The following is a 23,176-nucleotide window of genomic DNA, read 5'->3' as shown; positions in this document are numbered from 1 at the left end:
CCTTTTCTCCATTATAAGGAATCACACATTTACTAGTGTAAAGACACATGTTGTTTTTGTCTATATTTAATTTCCGATTATGAATAGTAAGCTGTCCAAGCGGGCAATGAACCATTCATAGCTGTGGCAGGCGTCGCTCTGCTCCGACAAATCCAAATAAAAAAACCGATTTTCTACTGGTTATAGTAAAAAATCGGTCGATATCGTTATTTATGTTTTACCGAACCTGCTATTTCCATCATCATTTCGGCATTATCCGAGAGATCTTCTAGATGGGACTGAGTGGTCAATTTAGTGCCCCCAACCCCTACGATCAGCTCATAATCTTCTGAATCAGGCAATTTTTTAATGACATAGTATCCTAAACGATTGTCATCTTTGAATGTATCTTTTTGGACGATATTCTTCTCGTCACTGATTGCCATTTTATATAGAAGTTCACTGTTTGGATCTTCCTCGGGATTAGTAAATAGAATAAATGTATCAGAGCCTTCTGAAATAATGACATTATTGGAAGATTCCTTTTCAATCTTGGCTCCAAACGGGAGATAAAAGCTAAGGTTCCCTGCTTTTTCTTTAGCGCTCTTCTCTGTATTTTTGAACGTATCCTCCACAGTCTGGGCTGTCTGCTCTTTCTCTTCGTCTATAGTTGTATTGCATCCAGCTAATATAAGCACAAGAAAGAAGAAAACGATTGAAATCTTTGTTTTCATCCTCTTTTCCTCCTTTTTCGGCTTGGGCGGAGATCCGCCTTCACTTTTCTCGCTTAGGACCTACGCTAATAATACCGTCACAAAGTACCATTGACAACCCTTACAAAAAGAAAACTCCTTAATTTCATGGCAATGCAGGTTACTTTTCACCAGCACAGGGTATATATGATAAAATGACTAAAAAAAGGAGAGATGCCGAATGGAATTTACTGTGTACCTTGCAGGGGAAATACATAGCAGTTGGAGAGAAGAGTTAAAACAGCAATCAAAAAAGCTGGAATTACCTTTGTCCTTTGTCGGACCCATGGAAAATCATGATCGCTCTGATTTGATCGGGGAAGAAATCCTCGGCGAACAGCCTGACAAGATCCTACGTGATGAAGCTGCATCTGCCATCAATAACCTCCGTACCGAATTACTTATGAAAAAATCGGATCTGGTCGTTGCGTTATTTGGAGAAAAGTATAAGCAGTGGAATACAGCAATGGATGCAAGTACTGCCCTTGCACTAAATAAACCATTGATCCTCATCCGTCCCGAAGAACTTCATCATCCCTTGAAAGAACTGTCGAATAAAGCAAATGTGACATGTACAACAATCGAACAGGCAGCCAAAATACTTTCGTATATTTTCGAAACGGAATAACCAGATAATTCATTTACTTACAGTAATTTTATATTTAATTTCAGAAAAGCATGCCGTTATAATTAATCCCGGCATGCTTTTTCATGTTTTAACACTCCATCATCCCTAAATTATCTTACTATTCTAAAATAATAAAATGTTGGTAAAATAAAAACATTTTATGCTATAATTACTAGTTTTTAAAGTTTTTTTGACTTTATGAAAATATTAAAATATTATAGTAAAAGAACTAAGGAGGTTGTAATATGTCGTCAATCAATAAACAGAAAATTGTGGATAGTGTTCCCCAGAAGGGATTCTTTGGACACCCTAAGGGACTATTCACGCTATTCTTCACGGAATTTTGGGAGCGCTTTTCTTACTATGGAATGCGTGCAATCCTTGTGTACTATATGTATTACGAGGTTTCAAAAGGCGGCCTTGGCTTAGAAGAAGGTACAGCTTTAGCAATCATGTCTATTTATGGGTCACTAGTTTATATGTCCGGTGTCATCGGAGGCTGGCTGGCAGACCGAATATTCGGTACATCAAAAGCCGTCTTCTACGGAGGAATCTTGATCATGTTCGGGCATATCGCTTTATCATTCCCGGGCAGCTTGTCCATGTTTTTCGTTTCAATGGTATTAATCGTTATTGGTACTGGTTTATTAAAACCAAACGTATCGACTGTAGTCGGTGAAATGTACGCAGAAAATGATACCCGCCGCGATGCTGCATTCAGTATCTTCTATATGGGAATCAACTTAGGAGCTTTCCTTGCACCGCTTCTTACAGGGGCTCTTATGAAAAGCTACGGATTCCACTGGGGATTCGCACTTGCTGCAATCGGTATGTTCTTCGGACTAGTTGTCTTCATGGTGACTAAGAAGAAGAGCCTGGGTCTTGCTGGTACATATGTACCGAACCCGCTTAATGCTGCTGAAAAGAAAAAATACGGTTCCCTCTCTGCTCTGGTAGTAGTAGCAGTTGCCATTGTCCTTGGAATCACGATTCCAAATGGCTGGTTCACTTTAGATTTATTTATCAATTTAGTCGGAATCTTTGGTATCTTGGCTCCAACGATTTACTTTATCGTCATGTACAAGAGCCCTAAAACAACAGCAACAGAACGTTCACGTGTCCTTGCATATATTCCATTGTTCATTGCTGCGGTCATGTTCTGGGCAATCCAGGAACAAGGTTCAACGATCCTGGCTGCTTATGCAGATAAACGTACTCAACTGGACTTTTTGGGACTTGAGATTTCACCTGCATGGTTCCAATCTCTTAACCCGCTATTCATTATCATCCTTGCACCTATGTTTGCTGGAATGTGGGTGAAATTGGGCGATCGTCAGCCGACGATTCCTCAAAAATTCTCTCTTGGTCTTCTATTTGCAGGTCTGTCATTCTTGGTCATCCTGCTTCCTGGTTACTTCACAGGAGAAGATGCATTAGTAAGTCCGCTTTGGTTAGTACTAAGCTACTTCATCGTCGTACTTGGTGAATTGATGATTTCACCGGTAGGTCTGTCAGCGACTACCAAACTTGCACCTGAAGCATTCTCGGCTCAGACAATGAGTCTCTGGTTCCTTGCTTCTGCCGGTGCACAGGCATTGAATGCCCAGCTTGTAAGATTCTATTCTGCTGATTCAGAAATGCTTTACTTTGGTTCCATCGGGGGAGCAGCAATCGTTTTAAGTATCATCCTATTCCTTCTGGCACCGAAAATTCAAGTGTTTATGAAAGGCATAAAATAAATAAGTTCATGACCCTCTGATTCACTTCAGAGGGTTTTTTTTATGTCCTTGCATAAGAAAAAAAGACCCGCGCATATACGCGAATCCTTTTCATAAATTACCAGAACCAGCAGCAGTTTCTGCGGCGTCTTCTACGGTCGTCTCTTGCACCGAGAACGTCGTCATCTCTTCTGTGACGGCATCCTCTGCGGTCGTCTCTTGCACCAAGAACATCGTCATCTCTTCTGTGACGGCATCCTCTGCGGTCGTCTCTTGCACCAAGGACATCGTCATCTCTTCTGCGTTTTCTTCTGCGGTCGTCTTCTATACCAAAAACATCGTCATCTCTTCTGCGGCGTCTTCTGCGGCTACCAAATAAAAGGTCGTCCCAACAGTCGTCACGACGCCCGCCAACACGATCATCTCTTCTGCATCCCATTTACCAAACCTCCCTGCAATAAATTATCAGATACTAAACTCTGATATAGTTTATCGTATGAAGAGGCAGTTAGTTTGGTATGGGCCAAGTAGGAGGAAGATAAATAAATGCTCTCTCTCAGCTCTGTTTTTCTCTATATTTCAGCTGACCGATCAACAACTGGACAACATGATGGAACATGGCATCCCGTGTGACGATCCCGTCAGTAAAAATCCCTACCGCTCCTTCACTTTGCCTGATTCCCGTCCGTTTGGTGAATTCATCCATGAGCGGGCCAAGTTCCCTGCCTTGCCTCAAACCCCTGCCAATTTCCGCAGGCAGCGAGATTCTTGCCCCTCCTGCGATGATTTCATTTCCATTTCGATCTACGAGCCCTCCCCAGTTACAAAGGAACATTCCATAAAGGGATTCTGACACCCCTCCTTCAAGCCCGATGCCGATGTCTGCTCCCGTCATCCTTAAGACGTTTTTAGCCCGATTTAATGCCCCTTCAATCGTCTCCTGATCCGAAAAAGGCTGCTCACTTACATTTGATTCCGTCTTCAGGCATTCGAAACTCACTTGTTCATAATGTTCCCGAAACCCTTTTTCAATAGCTTCAACTTTTGCTTTGTTTTGTGTGCCAATTGCAATTTTCAACAAATTACGATACCTCTTTTCTACTAACACAGGATTTTGAAGATATCCCTGCTTTCACTTTAAACCTGGCTCCTAAAAAAACTGCCTCCGAGGAGACAGTTCTCAACCATTATGTTTTCTCATTCTGAATGTGATTAATCCACTATCCGTTGCGTTTGATGGTTTCGATTGTGGAACGGTCACATTGATTGACCAATTTTACGATAAGTTCTTTAGCTGCTGCATAATCGTCAACATGGATCATGGATGCATGCGTATGGATGTAACGTGAACAAATCCCGACTACGGCACTCGGCACACCTTCATTGGAAATGTGCACTCTTCCGGCATCAGTACCGCCTTGTGATACAAAATATTGATAAGGGATGTCATTGGACTCTGCAGTATCCAGGACAAACTCCCTGATTCCTTTATGCGTCACCATGGAACGGTCAAGAATCCGGAGAAGGGCTCCTTTTCCTAATTGGCCGAACTCATTTTTATCGCCTGACATATCATTTGCAGGGCTTGCGTCCAATGCAAAGAAAATATCCGGATTGATCATATTTGCCGCTGTCTGCGCTCCCCGAAGACCTACTTCCTCTTGCACAGTCGCACCGGAATAAAGTGTATTCGGTAATTCCTTACCTTGAAGCTCTTTTAAGAGCTCAATGGATAATCCACAGCCATAGCGGTTGTCCCATGCTTTGGCCAGAATTTTCTTCTCATTTGCCATTGGCGTAAACGGACAAATTGGTACGATCTGCTGCCCTGGCTTGATTCCGATTTCCAGTGCGTTCTCTTTATTATCTGCACCGATATCGATGAGCATATTTTTCATATCCATCGGCTTCCTGCGTTGTTCCTCTCCTAAAAGATGCGGAGGAATGCTGCCGATTACACCGACAACAGGTCCGTTATCCGTGATGATTTGCACACGCTGAGCAAGGAGGACCTGACTCCACCAGCCTCCGAGTGTTTGAAACCGAAGCATTCCGTTATCCGTGATGCTAGTGACCATAAAGCCAACTTCATCCATATGACCGGCGACCATGACTGTCGGATCCTCAGATTTACCTTTTTTCACACCGAATACTCCCCCTAGACGGTCCTGGACCACTTCGTCGGAGTACTGCGCTAATTGTTCTTTCATAAATTTACGAACGGCATGTTCATTCCCGGGTGCCCCAGGCAACTCAGTTAACGTTTTAAATAATTCCAATGTATCTTGTTTCATTTATTCTGCCCCTTTTTTATTTAATATCTGGTTATGTATAGTTTCATTTTACAGAACTTTCTCACGTCTTACCACCAATTAAGGCAAAAGCAGTTCTCTTTTTTTCTGATTCTTTGTTAGAATGTACCTATATACCTGTTTGTAATCTTGGCTGTGGAGGGATGAACATGAACTGGAAGTCTTTCATTTTAGGAGTAGGAATCGGTGCTGCAGGCGGCATACTATTGGGTGATAAGCTGAAAGATGCAAGCTTTGTATCAGCCGAAAGAGTATTAAAGGATGTAAAGCACTCATTTAAAAAAGAAGGGAAGATCGATGGATCCTGGATATCGATGAAACCTGAGGATTATCAGAAACACTCCTTATCAACCAAAGTATATAAGGGCGGAGTCTCACGCCGCAGTGAAGGCAGATTGGAACAATATGAATTTTTGGCCGATGCCTATACCGGGACCGTGATCGATGTTTATCCTTTATCTAATTAAAATGAAAAGCAGGATGACACTTTAAAGCGTCATCCTGCTTTTTCTCCATTATAATCTTCTCGGCACCTCTTCAATAATTTCACCGTCTTTATTCCATTTTAACGCCCGGTATACGGCATCGTGATAAAATAAGAACCACCACTCATTGTCTATCGCCTGATTGATCCACTTATTTTTCGCATGGATGGAGGTCATTGGATAGTCATCATACGCAAGGACCCACAGGGGGTTTTTATGAGCATGGGTCGGCATGATGTCCGCCATATGAATGAACGTTTCACCCTCATGCTCCAGGACAATGATCGAATGTCCGTCACTATGTCCGCCTGTGTGAATCATGCGAAGGCCCGGCAGCACTTCCCTTTCACCCTCAAATGTTTCCACCTGATGAGTGATGCCTTCCCAGTTTTCTTTCCAATATGTATTACGCGAGCGGATATTCGGTTCTCTCATCTCATCCCATTCAACCTTTGATGTAAAAATAGTAGCATTAGGAAATACTGGAACGGTCTCTTCACCCTCATACTTAGTCAATCCGCATGCATGATCGAAATGCATATGCGTCATCAAAATGATATCGATATCCTCCGGGGTCAACCCCAGCTCCTCCAACGATGCATCGATGGATGACTCCTCATGCACCCCATAATTACGTTTCTGCTTGTCATTTAATTTCCCTTTTCCGATCCCGGATTCAATCAGGATGTTCTTTCCCTGATATTGAAAGAAGAGAGGGTCGGTTCTCAGTTCGATTTGATTCAATTCATTGACTGCATATTTTTTGGACCAAAGAGGTTTCGGAACCACTCCGAACATCGCTCCCCCATCCATGTGGGTGACGCCCCCATTCAGCCAGTGGATCGTTAAATCTCCTACTTTCAATGATTCCTTCATCTGTTATTCCTCCTTTGTTCGTACGATTTTATTTTATCAGAATTTATGGACAACTTATATAGATAAGCCTTTTCTTGGTCATGTATCCCAATTTACCGCAGGAGAGGAATAAACTAGACTAAAGAAAATTCGACAAGAGGTTCAATTAACGGGATTCCGGCACAATTATCCTGAAAGTGGCGCAATAATATAAAGACCGGCGCAATTATTCTGAATGCGGAGCAATAATTTAAAAACCGGCGCAATCATCCTGAAATATGGCGCAATTATCGGTTGGAAGGGCTGCTGGAAGGACGGATTTCTCCATGATATTGATAATCCCTGCCTAAAAATAAGCGAAACCGGTTTAACCCCCTAAGTTTGGACACATACTCCACTTTTCTTAGGGTTACTTAGTTTTTCATCTTTCTACCGCGCTTTCGCTTGCTGGCCTCAATGTTTTCAAACAGGAAACCTGTTCAAAAACATTGAGGTCACATGGTTAATGTGATTGGTTTCACTTGATTGTCCATATATTTCTCAAAATACTCTTTTGGTGAATAGTCCATCAAACTGCCGTGATATCGTTCTTCATTGTAAAACTGGATATAATCATCGACCTTTTTATAAGCATGTTCAAAGTTTATAAACTCATTTCTTTGATAACACTCTCGTTCCAGTACACTATGAAAAGACTCAATATAAGCATTCATATTAGGTGACTTCGGTGGGATCCTTTCGTGCTCAATCACGATTTGTTCCTTACAAAAATCCTGAAAATGATGACTACAGAATTGTGGACCGTTATCAGTCCTGATAATTAGTTTAGTGGAGTTATCAGCTATTTGATCTTCAGAGTCGGGGATATGAATATTTCGTTTCATAATAGCCTTCTGAAGCATTTTGGTGATATGTTTGGCTTCGCACACAGTACCTCTGTAATGACCTACGATCGTACGATCGTAGACATCAATGGCACTAGCCAGGAAGAAATAACGCCTTGAAGAAAGCACATACCCATACTTAATATCTAGCTGCCATAACTGATTAGGACCATTAACAGAACGGTTTCTAGCTAGTTTTCTAGGATATTTTGGGTTCTTTTCTCTTTGAGGCATCAAGATATCTAGCTCTTTACACAATCTGTAGACTTTCTTTTTATTAATGATTAGTTTGTATTTTTTTCTTAAGGCCCTTGTCAGCTTACGGTACCCATATACAGCTGATTCACCATCAATCAATTTCATTAAGTACTTCTTTATTAAAGAATCTTTAACTCTCTTTCCTTTGGTGTTCATGGAGAATCCAGGGATTGGTCTTCCCCCCGTGGTTTCCCGTTTCACAGTGGGGTTAGAAACCCTATAGTAATACGTTGAACGTCCTACGGAAGCAATCTTTAAAACACGTTTGGCAGGAAAACCAGCCTGGATCCATTCATGGGCAAAGGCTATTCGCTCGGAAAGTCCGGAAACTTTTTTTTTAGCATTTCTCTAAGCATCGTAACTTCAAGTTCCTTCTCACCGAGTAATTTCATGGCATGATCGTATTTCTTCTGGATATCACTTTCAGAAGAAGACTTGGATAGAGGAGTTACACCCTCTTTTTCCATCTCAGCTTCAATCTCATCACGATACTGCTTTACCCAATTACTAAGAGTGGACTGATTGACTCCTGTTTTCCTAGCGATAAAAGCCATATTACCTGATTCCAGCGCCATGCGAACGTATTGTTTTTTCACTTCTTCCATTGGTCCATTTCGTTTACTCATTTTGGCTCCTCCTTTGATACTTCTATCTTAATATCTATAGAAGTAGGTGTCCAAAAGAGTAAAGGGGCTAAATAGTAATCACTAACTTTTTCAGGATTTCACCCTACATTCTGAAGGTTCTCAACCACTCAGTCTGACAATCCAATAAAAAAAGCGCCCCAATACTATCAGGACACTTCTTTCAGCAATTATCAATTCTGATACTGCGCTTCCACACGGTAAATCCGCTGGCCTTTGGCAGAGAACTTTTCTTCGTATTCGGTCATGATATTGCCTTCGAAATCGCTGTTGTGAAGATCAAGGCTGAGAAACTTCAAGTGCAGGCCGTACCATGAAAAACTCTTCAGTGAATACTCGAACAAGCCCTGGTTGTCGGTCTTGAAGTGGATTTCACCGCGTTTGATCAGGATATCCTCATAAAGCTTCAGGAATGTTTCGTAGGTGAGACGGCGTTTTTCGTGACGGTTCTTCGGCCATGGATCGGAGAAGTTAAGGTACACTCTTCCTACTTCACCTTCAGCGAAGTATTCCGTCAGATTTCTGGCATCCACATTCAGCAGCTTAACATTCGGAAGTTCTGCTTCGATCAAGCGGTCCAGTGCCGTCACGATGACACTTTCATACAATTCGATTCCGATGTAGTTGACATCGGGATTCGCTCTCGCCATTTCCGTGACGAACTGGCCTTTTCCAGTTCCCACTTCTATATGAATCGGATTGTCATTTCCAAATTCCTTGTTCCATTTCCCTTTTTTCTCTTCGGGCTCTGCGACCACATACTGCGGGTATTCGCTGATTTTTTCAGAAGCCCATGGTTTATGTCTTAAACGCATGATGCAACACCTCATTTGATAATTTTAAAGCAGTTTTCATATAAGATGTTTTCATTAAAAAACATTTCATATGAAAACAGCTCTACCGAAAAAACAATAACAGATGTAAGAAAACACTGCAAGAACTAATTCTGGTTGACCGGTAAAGTACAGCACCTCAACAAAAATACCACGAATAAATAAAAAAGGAATTCACACACTAATCGTGAATTCCTTTTTTGTTTTCAAAGAAGAAAACGATGAAAGATCTATATGAAAGGGTGTACGGTTATGCCTTTGGATTCCCATTATCAAATGCAGTTATTGAGAGATATATTATCGAATCATCAAACAGATTGCTGCGGTTCAGTATCTGAATGTGAACAAGTCGAACGATTGGTTAAATCGTTGATGGTAAATGCTGATATCAATGAAAATATTAAGCCGGTCTTGCAGGAAATTTATCAATACAGTCAAAGCGGAGCAGGAAGCTCTGACCTTGACTCTCATATTACGAACAATAGACAAAATCTGTCCCAATGGGTGACGGATATGGATCAGTTCTCCTGATCAAACGACTTTGTGTAAATATTCGATCCAGTGGTTCATTTCATGAAAACGTCCTTTTCCTTTATGCCATTGGATGGAAAGGATCGTTTGAGCCACTACATACCACTTCATTCTCAGTTTTAAATTGTCTGTCATCTCAACCCCATATTGAGTCAGCCATGCCGGCCACTCTTCTTCGGGAATGTACCAATATAACAGCATTCCCACATCAAATGCAGGGTCGGCTATCATCGCGCCGTCCCAGTCAATCAGGTACAGCTGGTTGTAATCAGATAGCAGCCAGTTGTTATGATTCACATCCCCGTGACAGACTACGTATTCATCCTGCCGAACCTCTTCCAGTTCTTTTTGCAGAAATAATAACGCTTGCCTGACTATCGGAAGTGATAGAAGATCGAACTCCAGCCCCGTTTCCACTTCTGTCAGCATATGCTCGGGTTGAAAGGGTTCTTGGCCCAATCTCTCAAGCATCGTTGAAAGAGGCTTGGAAGAATGGATTTTCTTGAGCAGCCTGGCTACCCGCTCATTCTTCATCTCTTCTGGATTTAATTCTCTTCCATTTAACCAGTGCTGTGCTGTTATAACGTCCCCATTTTCCATTCGCTTTGTCCAAACCAGTTTCGGCACGATGCCTTCTGCTGATAATACGGCTACAAATGGAGAAGAGTTGCGTTTAAGAAACAGCTTCTGCTCTTGATATTGAGCGAAAAAAGCTTCTCCGGTAGCACCGCCTGCGGGGACTATTTCCCAATCTTGGTCAAATAAGTGTTCCAATATATTCACCTTCTATTGGTCCTTAGTCATGTTCATTTTTATCTTACATACTTTTATTATCGTCATTTCCAAACATTCATTAAATACATTTTCAGTAATTTAAAGTCTTCATAAAACAAAAAAGACAGCTATTGGGCAGATCAATCAATAGCCATCTGTTTTTGATTTTATCGTCATCTTCTCATTTCGTCAAGCATTGGAACGATGTGTCAGCGGACGATTATATAGGAACAAAGGCCCTCAACCTCTATGGACTCTCCGTTCAGCTCGCGTATTCCGTTCATATCCGCCTTATTTCCGTCTGCCAGGAGAGACCAGGACTTACCTATTGGCAGTTGGAACTCAGCTTTACTGTGTCCGGAATGAAATAGCAGGATGATTTCATTCCAAGGACCATATGGATGGACATCTTGATAATGGACCGTTACCAGATTTTCTGCTGGATGATGGACAGAAGCATACTTCCTGATGAGCTCCGCCTGCCTGAAACGAAATGCCCCGTGACTTTTCCTGATCGCGATCAAGCCTTTGACATATTCAATATCCTCATCATGCTTCTCTCTTCTCACCCAATCAAGCTGATTGATCTCGATGGGCGCATTGTAGCTGTTTTCTATTCCTTGCTTGGTCCGGTAAAATTCCTGCCCCGCATGAAGGAATGGTATCCCCTGCGAAAATAAAACCATCGCGGTTGCAAGCTTTTGTCTTTTCAAAAGGGTGACATCTTCTTCCCCGAGGCATGCTTTCATTTTATCCCACAGCGTATGGTTGTCATGTGACTCTACATAGTTGACGGATTGAGCGGGTTCAATAAATATGCCTCTTTCTCCACTGGTTCCGATACTCCCCATGAGCACCTGTTCCACTTTCCCTTCCAGGTTTCCGTGACCGAGAGCAAATCCTTTATCGTGCAGATTGAATGTGCTTCCCTTGATCGTATCCCGGAAACAATCATTGAATTGACCGATCCCTCTAAGAATGTTTGCGTTTCTGAGGTTGGCCTTTTTCCCTTGAGGAAGTGGCGTATTCAGGTCCCACCCTTCACCGATCAAGATGGCATCAGGCAGGATCCTGTTCACTTCTTCACGTATTTCGTTCATCGTACCGACATCAAGGATGCCCATCAGATCGAACCGGAACCCATCCACTCCATAGGTTTTTAACCAATAGATTATGGAATCCTTGATGAATTTCCTCGCCATTGAGCGTTCAGAAGCAAAATCATTTCCGACACCCGTTCCATTGGAGGGCAGGCCGTTTTCATCATGACGGAAGAAATATCCCGGAACGAGTTTTTCAAAAGACGATGTTTCTTTAATATAGACGTGATTATACACCACATCCAAAATGACCCTGATATTCTCTTCATGCAGGGAATGGATCGCCGATTTCAGTTCGCGTATGCGTTCTGCGGGATCATCAGGCCTCATACTGTAGCTGCCTTCTGGAGCATTAAAGTACAGAGGGTTGTATCCCCAGTTGTACCGGTTATCTGCCCGATCATCCGTTACACCGTCAAAATCATTCACGGGAAGGAGTTCAACATGAGTGATACCGAGTTCCTTCAAATATTGGATGCCGCTGGAATAGCCATTTGGAGTGGCAGTCTCTTTTTCCGTGAAGGCAAGATATTTCCCCTTGAACATCATTCCGCTTTCTTTAGAGCTGGAAAAGTCCCTTACATTCAATTCATATATGACAGCATCTGTAGGAGATGGCAAGGGCTCCAGCGAAGAACACCGGGGGGTGATGCGATCAGGATCCACTGCACATCCCCATTCACTGTTATAGGAAACGGCTTTCGCGTAAGGATCGACAAGCTCATTCCAGATAAGGTTGATGCATGTCATAAATGTATAATAATACCCTTCAATGTCATCCCGGACAGTCAGCTCCCAGACGCCATTTTCGGTTCTTTCCATGGGGTATTGAACGACTTCCTCTTCATGAGGTGCCTTTATTTTCAGCTTCACTTCAGTAGAAGTGGGAGACCACACTTTAAAAACGGCCGTGTCCCCTTGAAAGGTGACACCCAGGTCATCTCCGTCATAAAAAAAATGCTGATCGAATTCTTCCGTACGAATCACTGCACCGATTTGCAGGTCCGTTTCCGTATGATGTTCGTCAACGATCGTGTAGGTTTTTCCAAACTCAAGTGCCTCAGGCAGGGATGCGGTGTATTTCATTGCATCATCCAACGGGATTTTCTCCTTCAGTTCAAGTGCGATTTCGTTCCCGTCCTTTAATAAGGAAAATCGATCGGACTGCCCGCCATGATACGTATAAGGGAGAATGAATGTAATCGTATGAAATGTATCCAGGAATGCTTCGTACTGCCGACTAATGACTAACACTTCTGCCACCTGCTTCTATTTAACATTTTCCAGCTGCCGGGGAGGATCTTGACGTTCAAACCACTTTCTACATCGATGACTCCTGCAAAATCGCCATCTGCATGGACAGGAATCCCCTCCCCGCTTTCGATCGTGATACTTTGTCCTTTTAATGTATGGACTTCTTTCAGTTCAGTATGTTTTCCGAAAAAAACGGAAATAAACAAAAACAAAAGCTTCCATTTCGAAAGCCCGGACACGATGGTCAGATCAAGTTCCCCATCATATGGGCATGCTTCCGGGGCTATTTTCATCCCTCCCCCGAAATAAGGCTGATTCGAAATGGTGATAAACCATACTCTGTCAAGCGTTTGTTTCTCACCATCAACCTCGATCGTCATCTGAAAAGGGGTAAAGGTAAACGTTTCCCTGCAAAGAAGAATGGGATAGATCAGTTTCCCCAATGACCAGCGGTTCAATTTTTTCTTTAATAGGGATGCATTCGCCTGTTGGGCGATCAATGCATCGAATCCTACTCCTATATTATTCACAAAATATTGTTTTGGCCCCCCTCCTATAGAGAAAAGACCTGCATCCAGTGAAATCGGATGTGCTGAAGAGGCTGTTTCTTTAATTAGGTTATAAGCCTCATGCCGCCTGGCAGGCCATTGATAGCCCCGGGCAAAATCATTTCCGCTTCCTTCTGGAATATACCCGATGAAGATATTTTCAAAACCGGCCGTACCCGAGATGATGGAATTCATCGTCCCATCTCCTCCGACTCCGATGATGTATAGCGTATCTTGAGGATAGACACGGACAAGCTCCTCCACGATCTTCCTCACATCCTCCGGGTGGTCAGTGATATACATCATGTGAGGAATGGAGATGTTCTTCTGGAACCTTTTCCAAGAAGAAAGGGAATGATCGTTCCTGGCAGATGGATTCACAATAAAGATTGTCTTCATTGCGAATCCTCTTCTGCTGCTGCATTCCACTCCTTTAATGTCTCATGTTGATAATGCATCCGCTTGAATGAAGTCGTCTGACAGTATTCCAAAATGGCCTTCGCTGCTTTCAATTGGACACTTTTAATCGGTGAACGGCTTGACCTCTGCTGATTGAACCAACTTTCATGCGTGCGTTTATCGATAAAACGATATCCGGCAGGGGCCTGTGGATAATCGACATAGCCATTTCTGCTGAGGACAGCTTTGTGCACGGGCAGCTCAACCCCGGCATATTCAACAATTTGCTGGATGATGCGTTCCATCCTCCTCAAGGAAATCAGTGGATTCAGCACCCTTGTTTCTGAATCCCCCCACTTTTTCTCCCAGAAACGATCTCCGGAACCGATATAGGCTGTCCCATCCTCGAATTCCAGGAACGATAAGCACCAGATCCCAGTCGGCGTAATCAGTATGACCTCCAACTCAACAGGAGCATTCTTTATCTTAAAAACCGGATAATATAATACCAGTGTATTATCAGGAAATCGCTGCAGCAGGTACTTCAGTCGCTCATCATAGCAATAGCTGTTATCCACATAGGATTTTTCTGAAATCGTGGAGCTTGCCCACCTTAATTGAAATTCAAAGACGGAATCAAGGAAGTGCTTCTTCAACTCTTCTTCAGACGTTATATCAGGGTGCATGCCCATTTCAAGCTCGATTTCATCATCGTCCTTTTGCATGAGAGATGCGTCTTCCCCCGATTCATCGTTTTCCTTCTTCTTAAAAAATGATATGAACTTCCTTGTGACGGACGATTTTTCTTTCTCAATTTCTTCTTTTTCAGGTGAGGAAAAGGTCCCGCCGCTTTCCCAGTGAAGTTTCATTTTTTCCCATTGCTGCTTTTTTAATCGTACAAATTGGGAAGGATATCTATATAAATCGGTTTCATACCTTGAAACATAATCTTGAAGTTTAATCAGCTGCGCCATAAGGAGTCCTTCCTTTCAAATATGGTTTAGGGCAGTTCGTTCAATTCTATCGTATGGACCTGTTCATATTTCGGAATACGGTCCAGGTGTGTTCGATATAACACGATTTCTCTTATCGTATGGCAGTGAGTTTCAACGGGGTTGAATTCACTCACCCATTCCTTTGAGAAAGCAGAAGGCTTGTTCCATTTGCGCCCCACCGTGATATGTGGTGTGAACGGCCTTGAATCCAGTTGGAAACCGGCTTCTTCGCATGCTTCATATACTTTTTCACGAATTTGATGAAGAGTCGATGACGGGTTCACTCCCATCCAGAAAATTCTCGGTTCATCACTTTTTCCGAACGTACCGAACCGCTTGAGTGAAAGCGGGAAACTTCCCAGGTTATGTAAAGATTGTGTAACATGGTCTATCGCCTGATCAAGGTCTTCTTGTGAAGAATCCCCCAAAAAAGCCAGGGTGATATGGTAGTCTTCCGGATGAACCCACTTCTTAAAAGAATCCTCTTCCACTATAGGAACCGTCAGTTCATGTACTTCTTTTTTCATTTCGTCTGGTAAAGATAATGCGAAAAAATAGTGTGTTTTTAACATAAACATACCATCCTTTGTCTTTGGCTTTAGTTAGAGATTATGTTTATAGTAAGCTTGTTCCAGCTGATGATTGGAGTGCACCTAATTTGTCTTATTTATCTCTATTTTAGCAAAATGTGCTAACAGAAAGAATCACTGATGGAAAATGCAATAAAAATGAAATACAAAGCCTATTTAGTTGATAAGATTTATGTGAATGAGTACCATATAAGTAGACAGTGAAGGAAAGGAAGTTGAGCATGAAAGTAGTACAGAATGTTGCTGAATTAATCGGGGATACCCCCCTTGTTAAATTAAATCGTCTTAATCCTTCTGACGGAGCGGATGTGTATGTAAAGCTTGAATTTTATAATCCGAGCAAGAGTGTAAAAGACCGTGCAGCCTTCCAGATGATTGTGGAAGCAGAAAAAGAAGGGCTGCTGAAGGAAGGTTCGACGATCATCGAACCGACGAGCGGAAATACGGGAATCGGACTTGCGATGAACGCGGCAGCAAGAGGTTACCGTTCCATCCTCGTCATGCCTGATACGATGACCCAGGAGCGGATCAACCTGCTGAAAGCATACGGAGCAGAAGTCGTATTGACGCCTGGCGATGAGAAGATGCCTGGTGCGATCGAAAAAGCAAAGGAACTGACGAAGGAAATCCCGAACAGCTTTATGCCGATGCAGTTTGAAAACGACGCCAATCCGAACGCCCATCGTAAGACGACGGCGCTTGAAATCATCGAAGCGATGGACCAAATCGGCAAGCCCCTTTCCGCTTTCGTCGCGACAGCTGGAACAGGCGGAACGATTACCGGTACCGGCGAAGTGCTGAAGGAAAAATATCCTGATATCCAGGTGCATGTAGTCGAACCTGCAGGGTCACCGGTCCTATCGGGAGGAAAACCCGGAAAACATAAGCTTGTCGGAACAAGTCCGGGCTTCGTCCCTGATACACTGAACACAGAAGTATACGATAAAATTCACAAGATAGAAGATGAACAGGCTTATGATATCGCACGAAGAATGGCAAGCGAAGAAGGCATCCTGGTCGGACCGTCTTCAGGAGCGGCATGCTACGCTGCCATTGAAGTCGCAAAAACTTTATCACCTGATGATGTAGTCATCTGTATCGCATGTGATACAGGAGAAAGATACCTTTCAAGCGATCTGTTCAGGTTCTAAGGATAGCACTGGTGCTGGATAAAATTTAAAGGCCCGTCCCTCGACGCTTTAACGCATTGAAGGACGGGCTCTTTTTATATGTCATCTTTTGCTTTATGGTAATTTGAGATGAAATGATCGGGTGAAGACTTCACGACGAACGTCAGGACCCCTTCGATGGTGTGAAGGTAAAGAAACGTGTAGTGGGCAGAAAGGTGTTTTTTCGTCACATCCATCACCTGATGGAGTGTAAAACTCCTTTTAGGCGTGACGATTTTATCATGGTACAAATACAGATATTCTTCCGTCTCCACCGTAAACTGCCGATTATCTTCAATCATACGTTCTTTTCTCATATATGCCTGAGAACAAATCCACTTCATCCCGCACCCTCCGTCAAACTTGCTGTACTTTACACTCTGCCTTGATTCTTTCCGTGAACAATTCTTGCAGTTTCACTGTCACTGGTCCAGGAACACCCTGTCCGATTGTATGCTCGTCTACTTTTATGACCGGCATGACTTCAGATGTCGTGCTTGCAATAAAGATTTCGTCAGCTGAAAGCAGTTCATCCACCGTGAATGTTTTTTCAATGAATTCTACACCATTCGTTTCTGCTAATTCCTTGATCACTCTTCTGGTAATTCCATTTAAAATCAGATTGGTAGCAGGATGTGTATACACTTTCTTTTCTTTAACGATAAAGGCATTTGATGAAGACCCTTCCGTCACCGTCTCCCCCCGATGCTGGATCGCTTCGAAATGACCTTTGGAAGCCGCTTCTTGTTTTGCCAGGATGTTTCCTAACAGGTTCAGACTTTTAATGTCGCAACGGAGCCATCTGATATCCTCTACAAGTGTGGCTGTCACACCTTCGTTCATCTGTTTTACAGGACGTTTGAAAACCTTCGTATACGCAACCACACTTCCTGATACATCTTCTCCCGGAAAGTGATGCTGTCTTGGTGAAATTCCCCTGGACACCTGCATATACACAAAGCCTTCTTCCACGTCATTCGTTTCAATCAATTTGAATACGATGGAAGAGAGTTCCTGAAGGTCGAATGGAATCTTCAGTTTCATTTTCGCCGCACTTTGATACAGCCGCTCCATATGTTCGTTCATCGTGAAAACTTCCCTGTTATACACGCGGATCACTTCATATATCCCGTCTCCGAATTGATAGCCCCGGTCTTCTATGTCTACTTTTGCGTCACTTCTTTTCACAAATTCCCCATTTAGGAATACCGTTTCTGCCGCCATTTTCCTCTCTCCTCCCAATCCTTAAGATTTACACGCTAATTCATATATGGCCTGAGCATAAATCGCCGTAGCCTTTAAAAGATCCTCAATATACATGTATTCATCTTTTTGATGGGCAATATCTTCCCTTCCAGGGAATAACGGCCCGAATGCCACGCCAGCCTCAAGGCTTCTTGCATAGGTACCGCCGCCGATCGTGATGAGTTCACCTTTTTCCCCGGTCTGCTCTTCGTACACTTTTTTCAATGTCTGTACAAGCTCATCATCCGATGATACATGGTGTGGCTTGCTGTCTGTAAATTTTTCAACCGCAAAACCTTCAATGGCCTGAAGAGTCTCTTTTGCCTGTTCCATATCGTAATGGACCCCGTAACGCATATTCAGACCGAGACGGCCGCCTTCTTCGTGGGAATAACGCAGTTTCCCTACGTTGATCGTCAAGTCACCCGTGATGTCATCCCGGTGGCTTACACCCAGCTTTACGCCGCGGGATTCTTTAAAGAATGTCTCTTTTGTAAAAGCAAAGAATGCTTCTGCCTGTGAATCAAGAGGAAGCTCTGTCAGAAAAGCCGCAAGATGCAGCCCTGCATTTTTCCCATTGTCAGGCTCCATCCCGTGAGCCGAAACCCCTTCCACTTCAAAGATTACGTCACCATTTTCGATATAATAGCTGCCCTTGATTTCTTCTTGTTTTGAAAAGATTTCAAACTGCTGGACCCATTTCGTATGATCTTCATCCAGATGGACCACAGCCTTAGCGTAATCAGGAACCATATTATAACGGCGGCCCGATTCGAAGGAAATCACTTTATTGCGTGAATCGTTTCCATCATTGTTCTTTTCCTGAACGAGATCATAATCTGCAATCCCTTTTTCGGCATAGATGATCGGGAAATCTGCATCCGGGGCAAAGCCCATTGAAGGCATTTCTTCTTTCTTGAAATAGTGATCGACACATCTCCAATCACTTTCTTCATCGGTCCCGATGATCATGCGGACCCTTTTTGTAAATTCCGGGTTCAGCTCTTTTACGATTTTCATGGCATAATAAGCAGCCATCGTAGGCCCCTTATCATCGATCGCGCCGCGCGCAAAAATCTTTCCGTCCTTGATTTCTCCTCCGAAAGGATCGACACTCCAGCCGTCACCTTCAGGAACGACATCCACGTGACACAGGATTCCAAGGAGTTCATCCCCGTCACCGAACTCAAGATGGCCGGCGAGATGGTCGACATTCTTAGGGGTGAAGCCGTCTTTCTCGCCAAGCATCAATAAATAATCGAGTGCTTCCTTCACGCCTTTTCCAAGAGGTGCTTCCTCTGTTGCATTCTCTTCATCTAAAACACTTTTAATTTGCAAAAAGTTTTGTAAATCTTTTAGTAAATCATCTTTTCGTTTCTCTACTTCCTGCGTCCAATTCATCGTTAACACCTGCTCATTATGTATTTAAACTCATATCACGTTCCATTTTATACTGTTTGGGGGTGAAATCCAAACATGTAGAATGACCTATGTGAAAAAGTTTGTGTCTTTAATTTTCAGAATTATTCATCTTTTCCTCCAAGACCTCATACAATGGGGTTAACATCAGTACCTCACGTTAATTGTTTGTAAATTTAGACAATATTATAGAATTTTTGTAGAATTAGGGGTACAATATGATTGTCAGACATCTTATGAGTAAACTATAAAAGGAAAAGGGGTTGTCTAAAGCGCATAGTACATAGGTAGCACGTGAGGTGCACACATGTCGATGTAGTCTTTGACTTTGGAAAAATGATGAGGGAGTGGTTCTTTGAAACCTTCAACCAATCGTATGCTAACAAGAATAAAAGCTGTATACATGTACATCAACAAGAAAGGTACTGTAACAACTCAAGATCTCGTTGACGAATTTGGCATTACTCCTCGCACCATTCAAAGAGATCTCAACGTGTTAGCGTATAATGACTTGGTACAAAGCCCAAGTCGCGGCCAATGGACAACAACTGAGAAGAAAGTAAAGATGTCTTCATAGAGAGAAAAGCGGAGGCGGCTCGTTCAGCCCCGACAAGCATAACTGGGAAATCCCCTAAGGCGCTTTTTGCCTTTGGGGGTTTTTCAGTTATGACCTCGAGGGGCTAGCCGCTGGAGCTGGACAAGAGAAAAGCGAAGCCGACTGCTCAGCCCCGACAAGCATAACTGGGAAATCCCCAAAGGCGCTCTTTGCCTATGGGGGTTTTTCAGTTATGACCTCTTACTTTTTTATCAAGTGTGCTATTCTATGTAGAAAATTCGACAAAACGAGCATATATCCAAAATTTCGAGCATAAATAATATTTTCCGCGCAAAAAAACAGGAAATCGAGCATTTTTTTATAGTTTTCGAGCAAAAATCCGCCTTAGGCACCAAAACCAAGTTGCCACTGAACATAAAAAAACCTGATAACCACCTTCTATAAGTAGTTCCAGGCTTTTTCTAACTAATTTACTAAAATTAAGGACGATATTCCTTCAGCATCTCAACTTCCTCATCCGTAAGCTCACGGTATTCCCCAAGTTCCAAGTCTTCATCAAGCTCGAGCGGCCCCATCGACAAACGCTTCAAGTAAACAACGCGTTTCCCTACACTTTCGAACATCCGCTTCACCTGATGGAACTTGCCTTCCGTAATCGTCAACTCGATATCAGAAGTGATCCCTGCTTTTAATATCACTAGGTCTCCAGGCTTTGTATGATAGCCGTCCTCCAGCGTCACGCCTTCTTTAAAGGCTTCAATATCACGTTCGGTCACTTCGCCCTCAATAACGGCAAAGTACGTTTTCGGTACATGCCTTTTTGGAGAAAGAAGCTGATGCGATAATTGGCCGTCATTCGTGATGAGCAGCAAGCCTTCTGTATCTTTATCAAGCCTCCCTACAGGAAATGGATTGAAGATCTGGTCTTCCATCTGAAGGATGTCGATAACGGTTTCTTCATTGGCATCCTCTGTGGCAGAAATCAGTCCAGGCGGCTTATTCATCATCAGATAGATGAATTCACGGTATTCAACCTTATCCCCGTACAGCATCACGGTATCCTTTTCCGTGTCGACGTGGACTTTACCATCCTTGATGACCTCACCGTTTACCTGAAGACCACCATCCTTCAGCAGTTTCTTCACTTCTTTTCGGCTTCCATAGCCCATGTTTGCAAGTAACTTATCGATTCTCATAGTGACACTCCTATTTTATTAAATTTATCCGTGTAGATAATTGATTTGCGTTTAGGGTAAAAGCCCATTCATTATCCTATTTTATACATAGGCTATTAACGATAAGCAAGAAACCTATCTTAAATACGAGGTGAAAAGAATGTATCCTTTTCGACAACAAGGAACCGGCGGCATTTTGATTCCGATTCCCCTTCCCGGCGGCGGCCAGCAATATCCGGGATATCCAGGTTACCCGGGGGGCGGTGGCGGCGGAAGTTTCGACCAACGTCTCGATCGTCTTGAAAGACAATATCAGCGATTGGACCGGAGAGTGGACCGCCTTGAAAGACAAGTGGAAAGGCTTGAAAGGCAGCTCGGTTACTATAATCAGTGAATGAAAAAAGGGGATGGACTCAATGCGTCATCCCCTTTTCTATTATCCTATCCGCAAACGACTTCGAAGCTTATTGACTCTTTCTCCAAACAATTTATCTGCAAGCTTGCTTCTCAGGCTCAAGTAGAAATAAACCAGAGCACCCGCTCCCCCGCATATCGCGACAAGTATGATCGCTTGGAATCCTGAAGCAGGACTCAAGAATTGTTTTAAAATACCATACAAAATCAGTACGACTGCGGCCATGACCGCATTCATGATACCGATAGCCACCGTTCTCCGGATAATGAGTTCGAATTTGTAACGTGCGTATTTTTTAATTACATAAAGGTTGATTGCGATTGCGACTGCGTAACCTATGGTTGTCGCGATAATGGCTCCCTGGGTTTCAAACAGCTTGATCAGTTGTATGTTCAGCACAAGCTTCAGAAACAATCCTACCAGCAAGCTGAAGATGGTGAATTTCTGCTCATCAATTCCTTGAAGTATCGCGGCCGTAACAGCATAAAGAGCAAATAATATCGCCACCGGCGCATATGTTCTAAGAATCGAAGTACCTAGCTCGTCACTATGATAAAACAATGTGTAAGTAGGTTCTGCCAAAAGGGCGATTCCAATCGATGCAGGAACCGTTAAAAACAGCAGGATCTGAAAAGATTGGTCGATATTCCGGCGCATTGTTTTCCGGTCACCGCTCGTATACGAAGTCGTGATAAGCGGTATCAATGTCATGGAAAAAGCTGTTGCCAGAGACACCGGAATAATCACGAGCTTATGAGTATAAAAGTTTAATACTGCGAACGCATGGTCGGAAATCTTAGCATTTCCGATCTCTGCCATTGCTGTATTAAAGGTGATCTGATCCACAAGTTGGAACAATGGATTGGCCAGTCCCACAAAAATGAACGGAATCGAATAGGCAATGATTTCTTTGTACATCTTCGGCAGGGAAACTTCTTCTTGTCCCCGGTCTTCCTCCAAAAGCTCATCTAAATGAGGCTTTCGTTTAAACCAATACCAAATGAGCACACCCAGACTGGCGAGTCCTCCGACAAATGCAGCAAACGTAGCTACACTGATTGCAGTCGTGACCGAGCCGTCCATTATGTGCAGCACTACATAAATCCCGCCAAGTAAAAAGACGATTCGCACTATCTGTTCAATCACCTGTGATACGGCAGTCGGCCCCATCGACTGATGCCCCTGGAAAAAACCGCGTATCAGACTCATGAACGGTATGATGATCAATGCAAAACTGACCGCGCGGATGACCGTCGTTACCTGTGCGACTGAAATGACCTGTTCATCACTCTTAATGGTCATCTCGGCAAATACAGGAGCAAAGATGTACATAACAAGGAATGATAGAATTCCTGTCAACGTCATTAACAGCAGCCCTGATTTAAACAGCTTCCGCCCGACGGCATATTCTCCAATCGCATTATATTTCGAGACAAACTTCGAAACAGCCAGCGGGACCCCGGCTGTCGCCACTGTCAAAAAGATCGTATAAGGCACATATCCATATTGATACAATGATGCCCCTTCTTCGTTCCCTTTTAATAACTCATCAAACGGTATAACATAAAAAAGACCCAAAAACTTTGAAATAAAGGTCCCTAACGTTAATATAAACGTTCCTTTTATTAATTTAGATGACATAGTATCCCTCTCTGGAA

25 protein-coding genes are annotated in these 23,176 nt (G+C 43.1%); 7 read left to right on the top strand and 18 right to left on the bottom strand.

Annotation, left to right across the window (positions count from 1 at the left end; genetic code table 11):
* Positions 1-206: 206 nt before the first annotated feature.
* Positions 207-713, bottom strand: a complete 507-nt coding sequence (locus HWX64_RS16900; protein WP_175990648.1) for a hypothetical protein — start codon at positions 711-713, stop codon at positions 207-209.
* Positions 714-912: 199 nt separating this feature from the next.
* On the opposite strand from HWX64_RS16900, the gene HWX64_RS16895 reads away from it, so the two are divergent.
* On the top strand, positions 913-1,359 hold the full coding sequence (locus HWX64_RS16895; RefSeq protein WP_175990647.1) for a YtoQ family protein: 447 nt from the start codon (positions 913-915) through the stop codon (positions 1,357-1,359).
* A gap of 245 nt (positions 1,360-1,604) precedes the next feature.
* Positions 1,605-3,098 carry a peptide MFS transporter gene (locus tag HWX64_RS16890; protein WP_175990646.1) on the top strand — a complete coding sequence of 498 codons (1,494 nt, stop codon included), beginning with the start codon at positions 1,605-1,607 and terminating at the stop codon, positions 3,096-3,098.
* A 97-nt stretch (positions 3,099-3,195) separates the two neighbouring features.
* On the opposite strand, the gene HWX64_RS16885 is transcribed toward HWX64_RS16890, so the two are convergent.
* From HWX64_RS16885 to HWX64_RS16875, 3 genes are all read right to left on the bottom strand, one after another.
* Positions 3,196-3,516 carry a hypothetical protein gene (locus HWX64_RS16885; protein ID WP_175990645.1) on the bottom strand — a complete coding sequence of 107 codons (321 nt, stop codon included), beginning with the start codon at positions 3,514-3,516 and terminating at the stop codon, positions 3,196-3,198.
* A 117-nt stretch (positions 3,517-3,633) separates the two neighbouring features.
* Positions 3,634-4,158 (bottom strand): DUF84 family protein, encoded by a 525-nt coding sequence (locus HWX64_RS16880; protein ID WP_368495594.1) that lies wholly within the window; start codon positions 4,156-4,158, stop codon positions 3,634-3,636.
* Between the two features lie 139 nt (positions 4,159-4,297).
* Entirely contained in the window at positions 4,298-5,371 is a 1,074-nt protein-coding gene (locus HWX64_RS16875; RefSeq protein ID WP_175990644.1) for a M42 family metallopeptidase, read from the bottom strand.
* 167 nt (positions 5,372-5,538) lie between these two features.
* On the opposite strand from HWX64_RS16875, the gene HWX64_RS16870 reads away from it, so the two are divergent.
* Positions 5,539-5,856 (top strand): PepSY domain-containing protein, encoded by a 318-nt coding sequence (locus HWX64_RS16870; protein WP_175990643.1) that lies wholly within the window; start codon positions 5,539-5,541, stop codon positions 5,854-5,856.
* Positions 5,857-5,904: 48 nt separating this feature from the next.
* Here the strand turns inward: HWX64_RS16870 and HWX64_RS16865 are convergent, their stop codons facing one another.
* From HWX64_RS16865 to trmB, 4 genes are all read right to left on the bottom strand, one after another.
* Complete coding sequence (locus tag HWX64_RS16865; protein WP_175990642.1) at positions 5,905-6,750, bottom strand: MBL fold metallo-hydrolase; 846 nt, start codon at positions 6,748-6,750, stop codon at positions 5,905-5,907.
* Between the two features lie 473 nt (positions 6,751-7,223).
* Complete coding sequence (locus HWX64_RS16860) at positions 7,224-8,159, bottom strand: IS3 family transposase (RefSeq protein ID WP_254871100.1); 936 nt, start codon at positions 8,157-8,159, stop codon at positions 7,224-7,226.
* A gap of 17 nt (positions 8,160-8,176) precedes the next feature.
* Positions 8,177-8,497: a transposase gene (locus tag HWX64_RS16855; RefSeq protein ID WP_175986392.1), complete on the bottom strand. Its 321-nt coding sequence runs from the start codon at positions 8,495-8,497 to the stop codon at positions 8,177-8,179.
* 191 nt (positions 8,498-8,688) lie between these two features.
* Positions 8,689-9,330, bottom strand: coding sequence for a tRNA (guanosine(46)-N7)-methyltransferase TrmB (gene trmB, locus HWX64_RS16850; protein ID WP_175990641.1), 642 nt, complete (start codon positions 9,328-9,330; stop codon positions 8,689-8,691).
* Between the two features lie 270 nt (positions 9,331-9,600).
* Between trmB and HWX64_RS16845 the strand changes: the two genes are divergently transcribed.
* Complete coding sequence (locus tag HWX64_RS16845; RefSeq protein WP_175990640.1) at positions 9,601-9,879, top strand: YtzH-like family protein; 279 nt, start codon at positions 9,601-9,603, stop codon at positions 9,877-9,879.
* Here HWX64_RS16845 and HWX64_RS16840 read toward each other — a convergent pair whose 3' ends face one another.
* The 5 genes from HWX64_RS16840 to thpR form a co-directional block, all read right to left on the bottom strand.
* Positions 9,880-10,653, bottom strand: a complete 774-nt coding sequence (locus HWX64_RS16840) for a phosphotransferase family protein (RefSeq protein WP_175990639.1) — start codon at positions 10,651-10,653, stop codon at positions 9,880-9,882.
* 209 nt (positions 10,654-10,862) lie between these two features.
* Positions 10,863-13,007 carry a type I pullulanase gene (gene pulA / locus HWX64_RS16835; RefSeq protein WP_175990638.1) on the bottom strand — a complete coding sequence of 715 codons (2,145 nt, stop codon included), beginning with the start codon at positions 13,005-13,007 and terminating at the stop codon, positions 10,863-10,865.
* On the bottom strand, positions 13,001-13,954 hold the full coding sequence (locus HWX64_RS16830; protein WP_175990637.1) for a diacylglycerol kinase family protein: 954 nt from the start codon (positions 13,952-13,954) through the stop codon (positions 13,001-13,003). Before HWX64_RS16830 ends, pulA begins: the two co-directional genes overlap by 7 nt.
* Positions 13,951-14,928, bottom strand: a complete 978-nt coding sequence (locus HWX64_RS16825; protein WP_175990636.1) for a nuclease-related domain-containing protein — start codon at positions 14,926-14,928, stop codon at positions 13,951-13,953. Before HWX64_RS16825 ends, HWX64_RS16830 begins: the two co-directional genes overlap by 4 nt.
* Before the next feature lie 26 nt (positions 14,929-14,954).
* Positions 14,955-15,521, bottom strand: a complete 567-nt coding sequence (gene thpR / locus HWX64_RS16820) for an RNA 2',3'-cyclic phosphodiesterase (protein ID WP_175990635.1) — start codon at positions 15,519-15,521, stop codon at positions 14,955-14,957.
* 239 nt (positions 15,522-15,760) lie between these two features.
* On the opposite strand from thpR, the gene cysK reads away from it, so the two are divergent.
* On the top strand, positions 15,761-16,690 hold the full coding sequence (gene cysK / locus HWX64_RS16815; protein ID WP_175990634.1) for a cysteine synthase A: 930 nt from the start codon (positions 15,761-15,763) through the stop codon (positions 16,688-16,690).
* Between the two features lie 74 nt (positions 16,691-16,764).
* Here the strand turns inward: cysK and HWX64_RS16810 are convergent, their stop codons facing one another.
* The 3 genes from HWX64_RS16810 to pepV are packed head-to-tail and all read right to left on the bottom strand — an operon-like array spanning position 16,765 to position 19,363.
* Positions 16,765-17,052, bottom strand: coding sequence for a hypothetical protein (locus HWX64_RS16810; RefSeq protein WP_175990633.1), 288 nt, complete (start codon positions 17,050-17,052; stop codon positions 16,765-16,767).
* Positions 17,053-17,065: 13 nt separating this feature from the next.
* Positions 17,066-17,932: a D-amino-acid transaminase gene (gene dat, locus HWX64_RS16805; protein ID WP_175990632.1), complete on the bottom strand. Its 867-nt coding sequence runs from the start codon at positions 17,930-17,932 to the stop codon at positions 17,066-17,068.
* A gap of 21 nt (positions 17,933-17,953) precedes the next feature.
* Positions 17,954-19,363 (bottom strand): dipeptidase PepV, encoded by a 1,410-nt coding sequence (gene pepV / locus HWX64_RS16800; protein ID WP_175990631.1) that lies wholly within the window; start codon positions 19,361-19,363, stop codon positions 17,954-17,956.
* Positions 19,364-19,727: 364 nt separating this feature from the next.
* Between pepV and HWX64_RS16795 the strand changes: the two genes are divergently transcribed.
* Complete coding sequence (locus HWX64_RS16795) at positions 19,728-19,949, top strand: DeoR family transcriptional regulator (RefSeq protein ID WP_032087291.1); 222 nt, start codon at positions 19,728-19,730, stop codon at positions 19,947-19,949.
* A gap of 458 nt (positions 19,950-20,407) precedes the next feature.
* Here HWX64_RS16795 and HWX64_RS16790 read toward each other — a convergent pair whose 3' ends face one another.
* Positions 20,408-21,124, bottom strand: coding sequence for a pseudouridine synthase (locus tag HWX64_RS16790; protein ID WP_175990630.1), 717 nt, complete (start codon positions 21,122-21,124; stop codon positions 20,408-20,410).
* A 139-nt stretch (positions 21,125-21,263) separates the two neighbouring features.
* Between HWX64_RS16790 and HWX64_RS16785 the strand changes: the two genes are divergently transcribed.
* The gene (locus HWX64_RS16785; RefSeq protein WP_254871182.1) at positions 21,264-21,497 is read left to right on the top strand and encodes a hypothetical protein; all 234 of its coding nucleotides are present in this window, start codon (positions 21,264-21,266) and stop codon (positions 21,495-21,497) included.
* A gap of 42 nt (positions 21,498-21,539) precedes the next feature.
* Here HWX64_RS16785 and HWX64_RS16780 read toward each other — a convergent pair whose 3' ends face one another.
* Positions 21,540-23,159 carry a polysaccharide biosynthesis protein gene (locus HWX64_RS16780; RefSeq protein ID WP_175990629.1) on the bottom strand — a complete coding sequence of 540 codons (1,620 nt, stop codon included), beginning with the start codon at positions 23,157-23,159 and terminating at the stop codon, positions 21,540-21,542.
* Positions 23,160-23,176: the final 17 nt, after the last annotated feature.

It is taken from the genome of Bacillus sp. Marseille-Q1617 (genome assembly GCF_903645295.1).
GTDB lineage: Bacteria > Bacillota > Bacilli > Bacillales > Bacillaceae_B > Rossellomorea.
The sequence above is the reverse complement of the archived record's forward strand: the minus strand, read 5'-3'. Positions and strand labels throughout refer to the sequence as shown.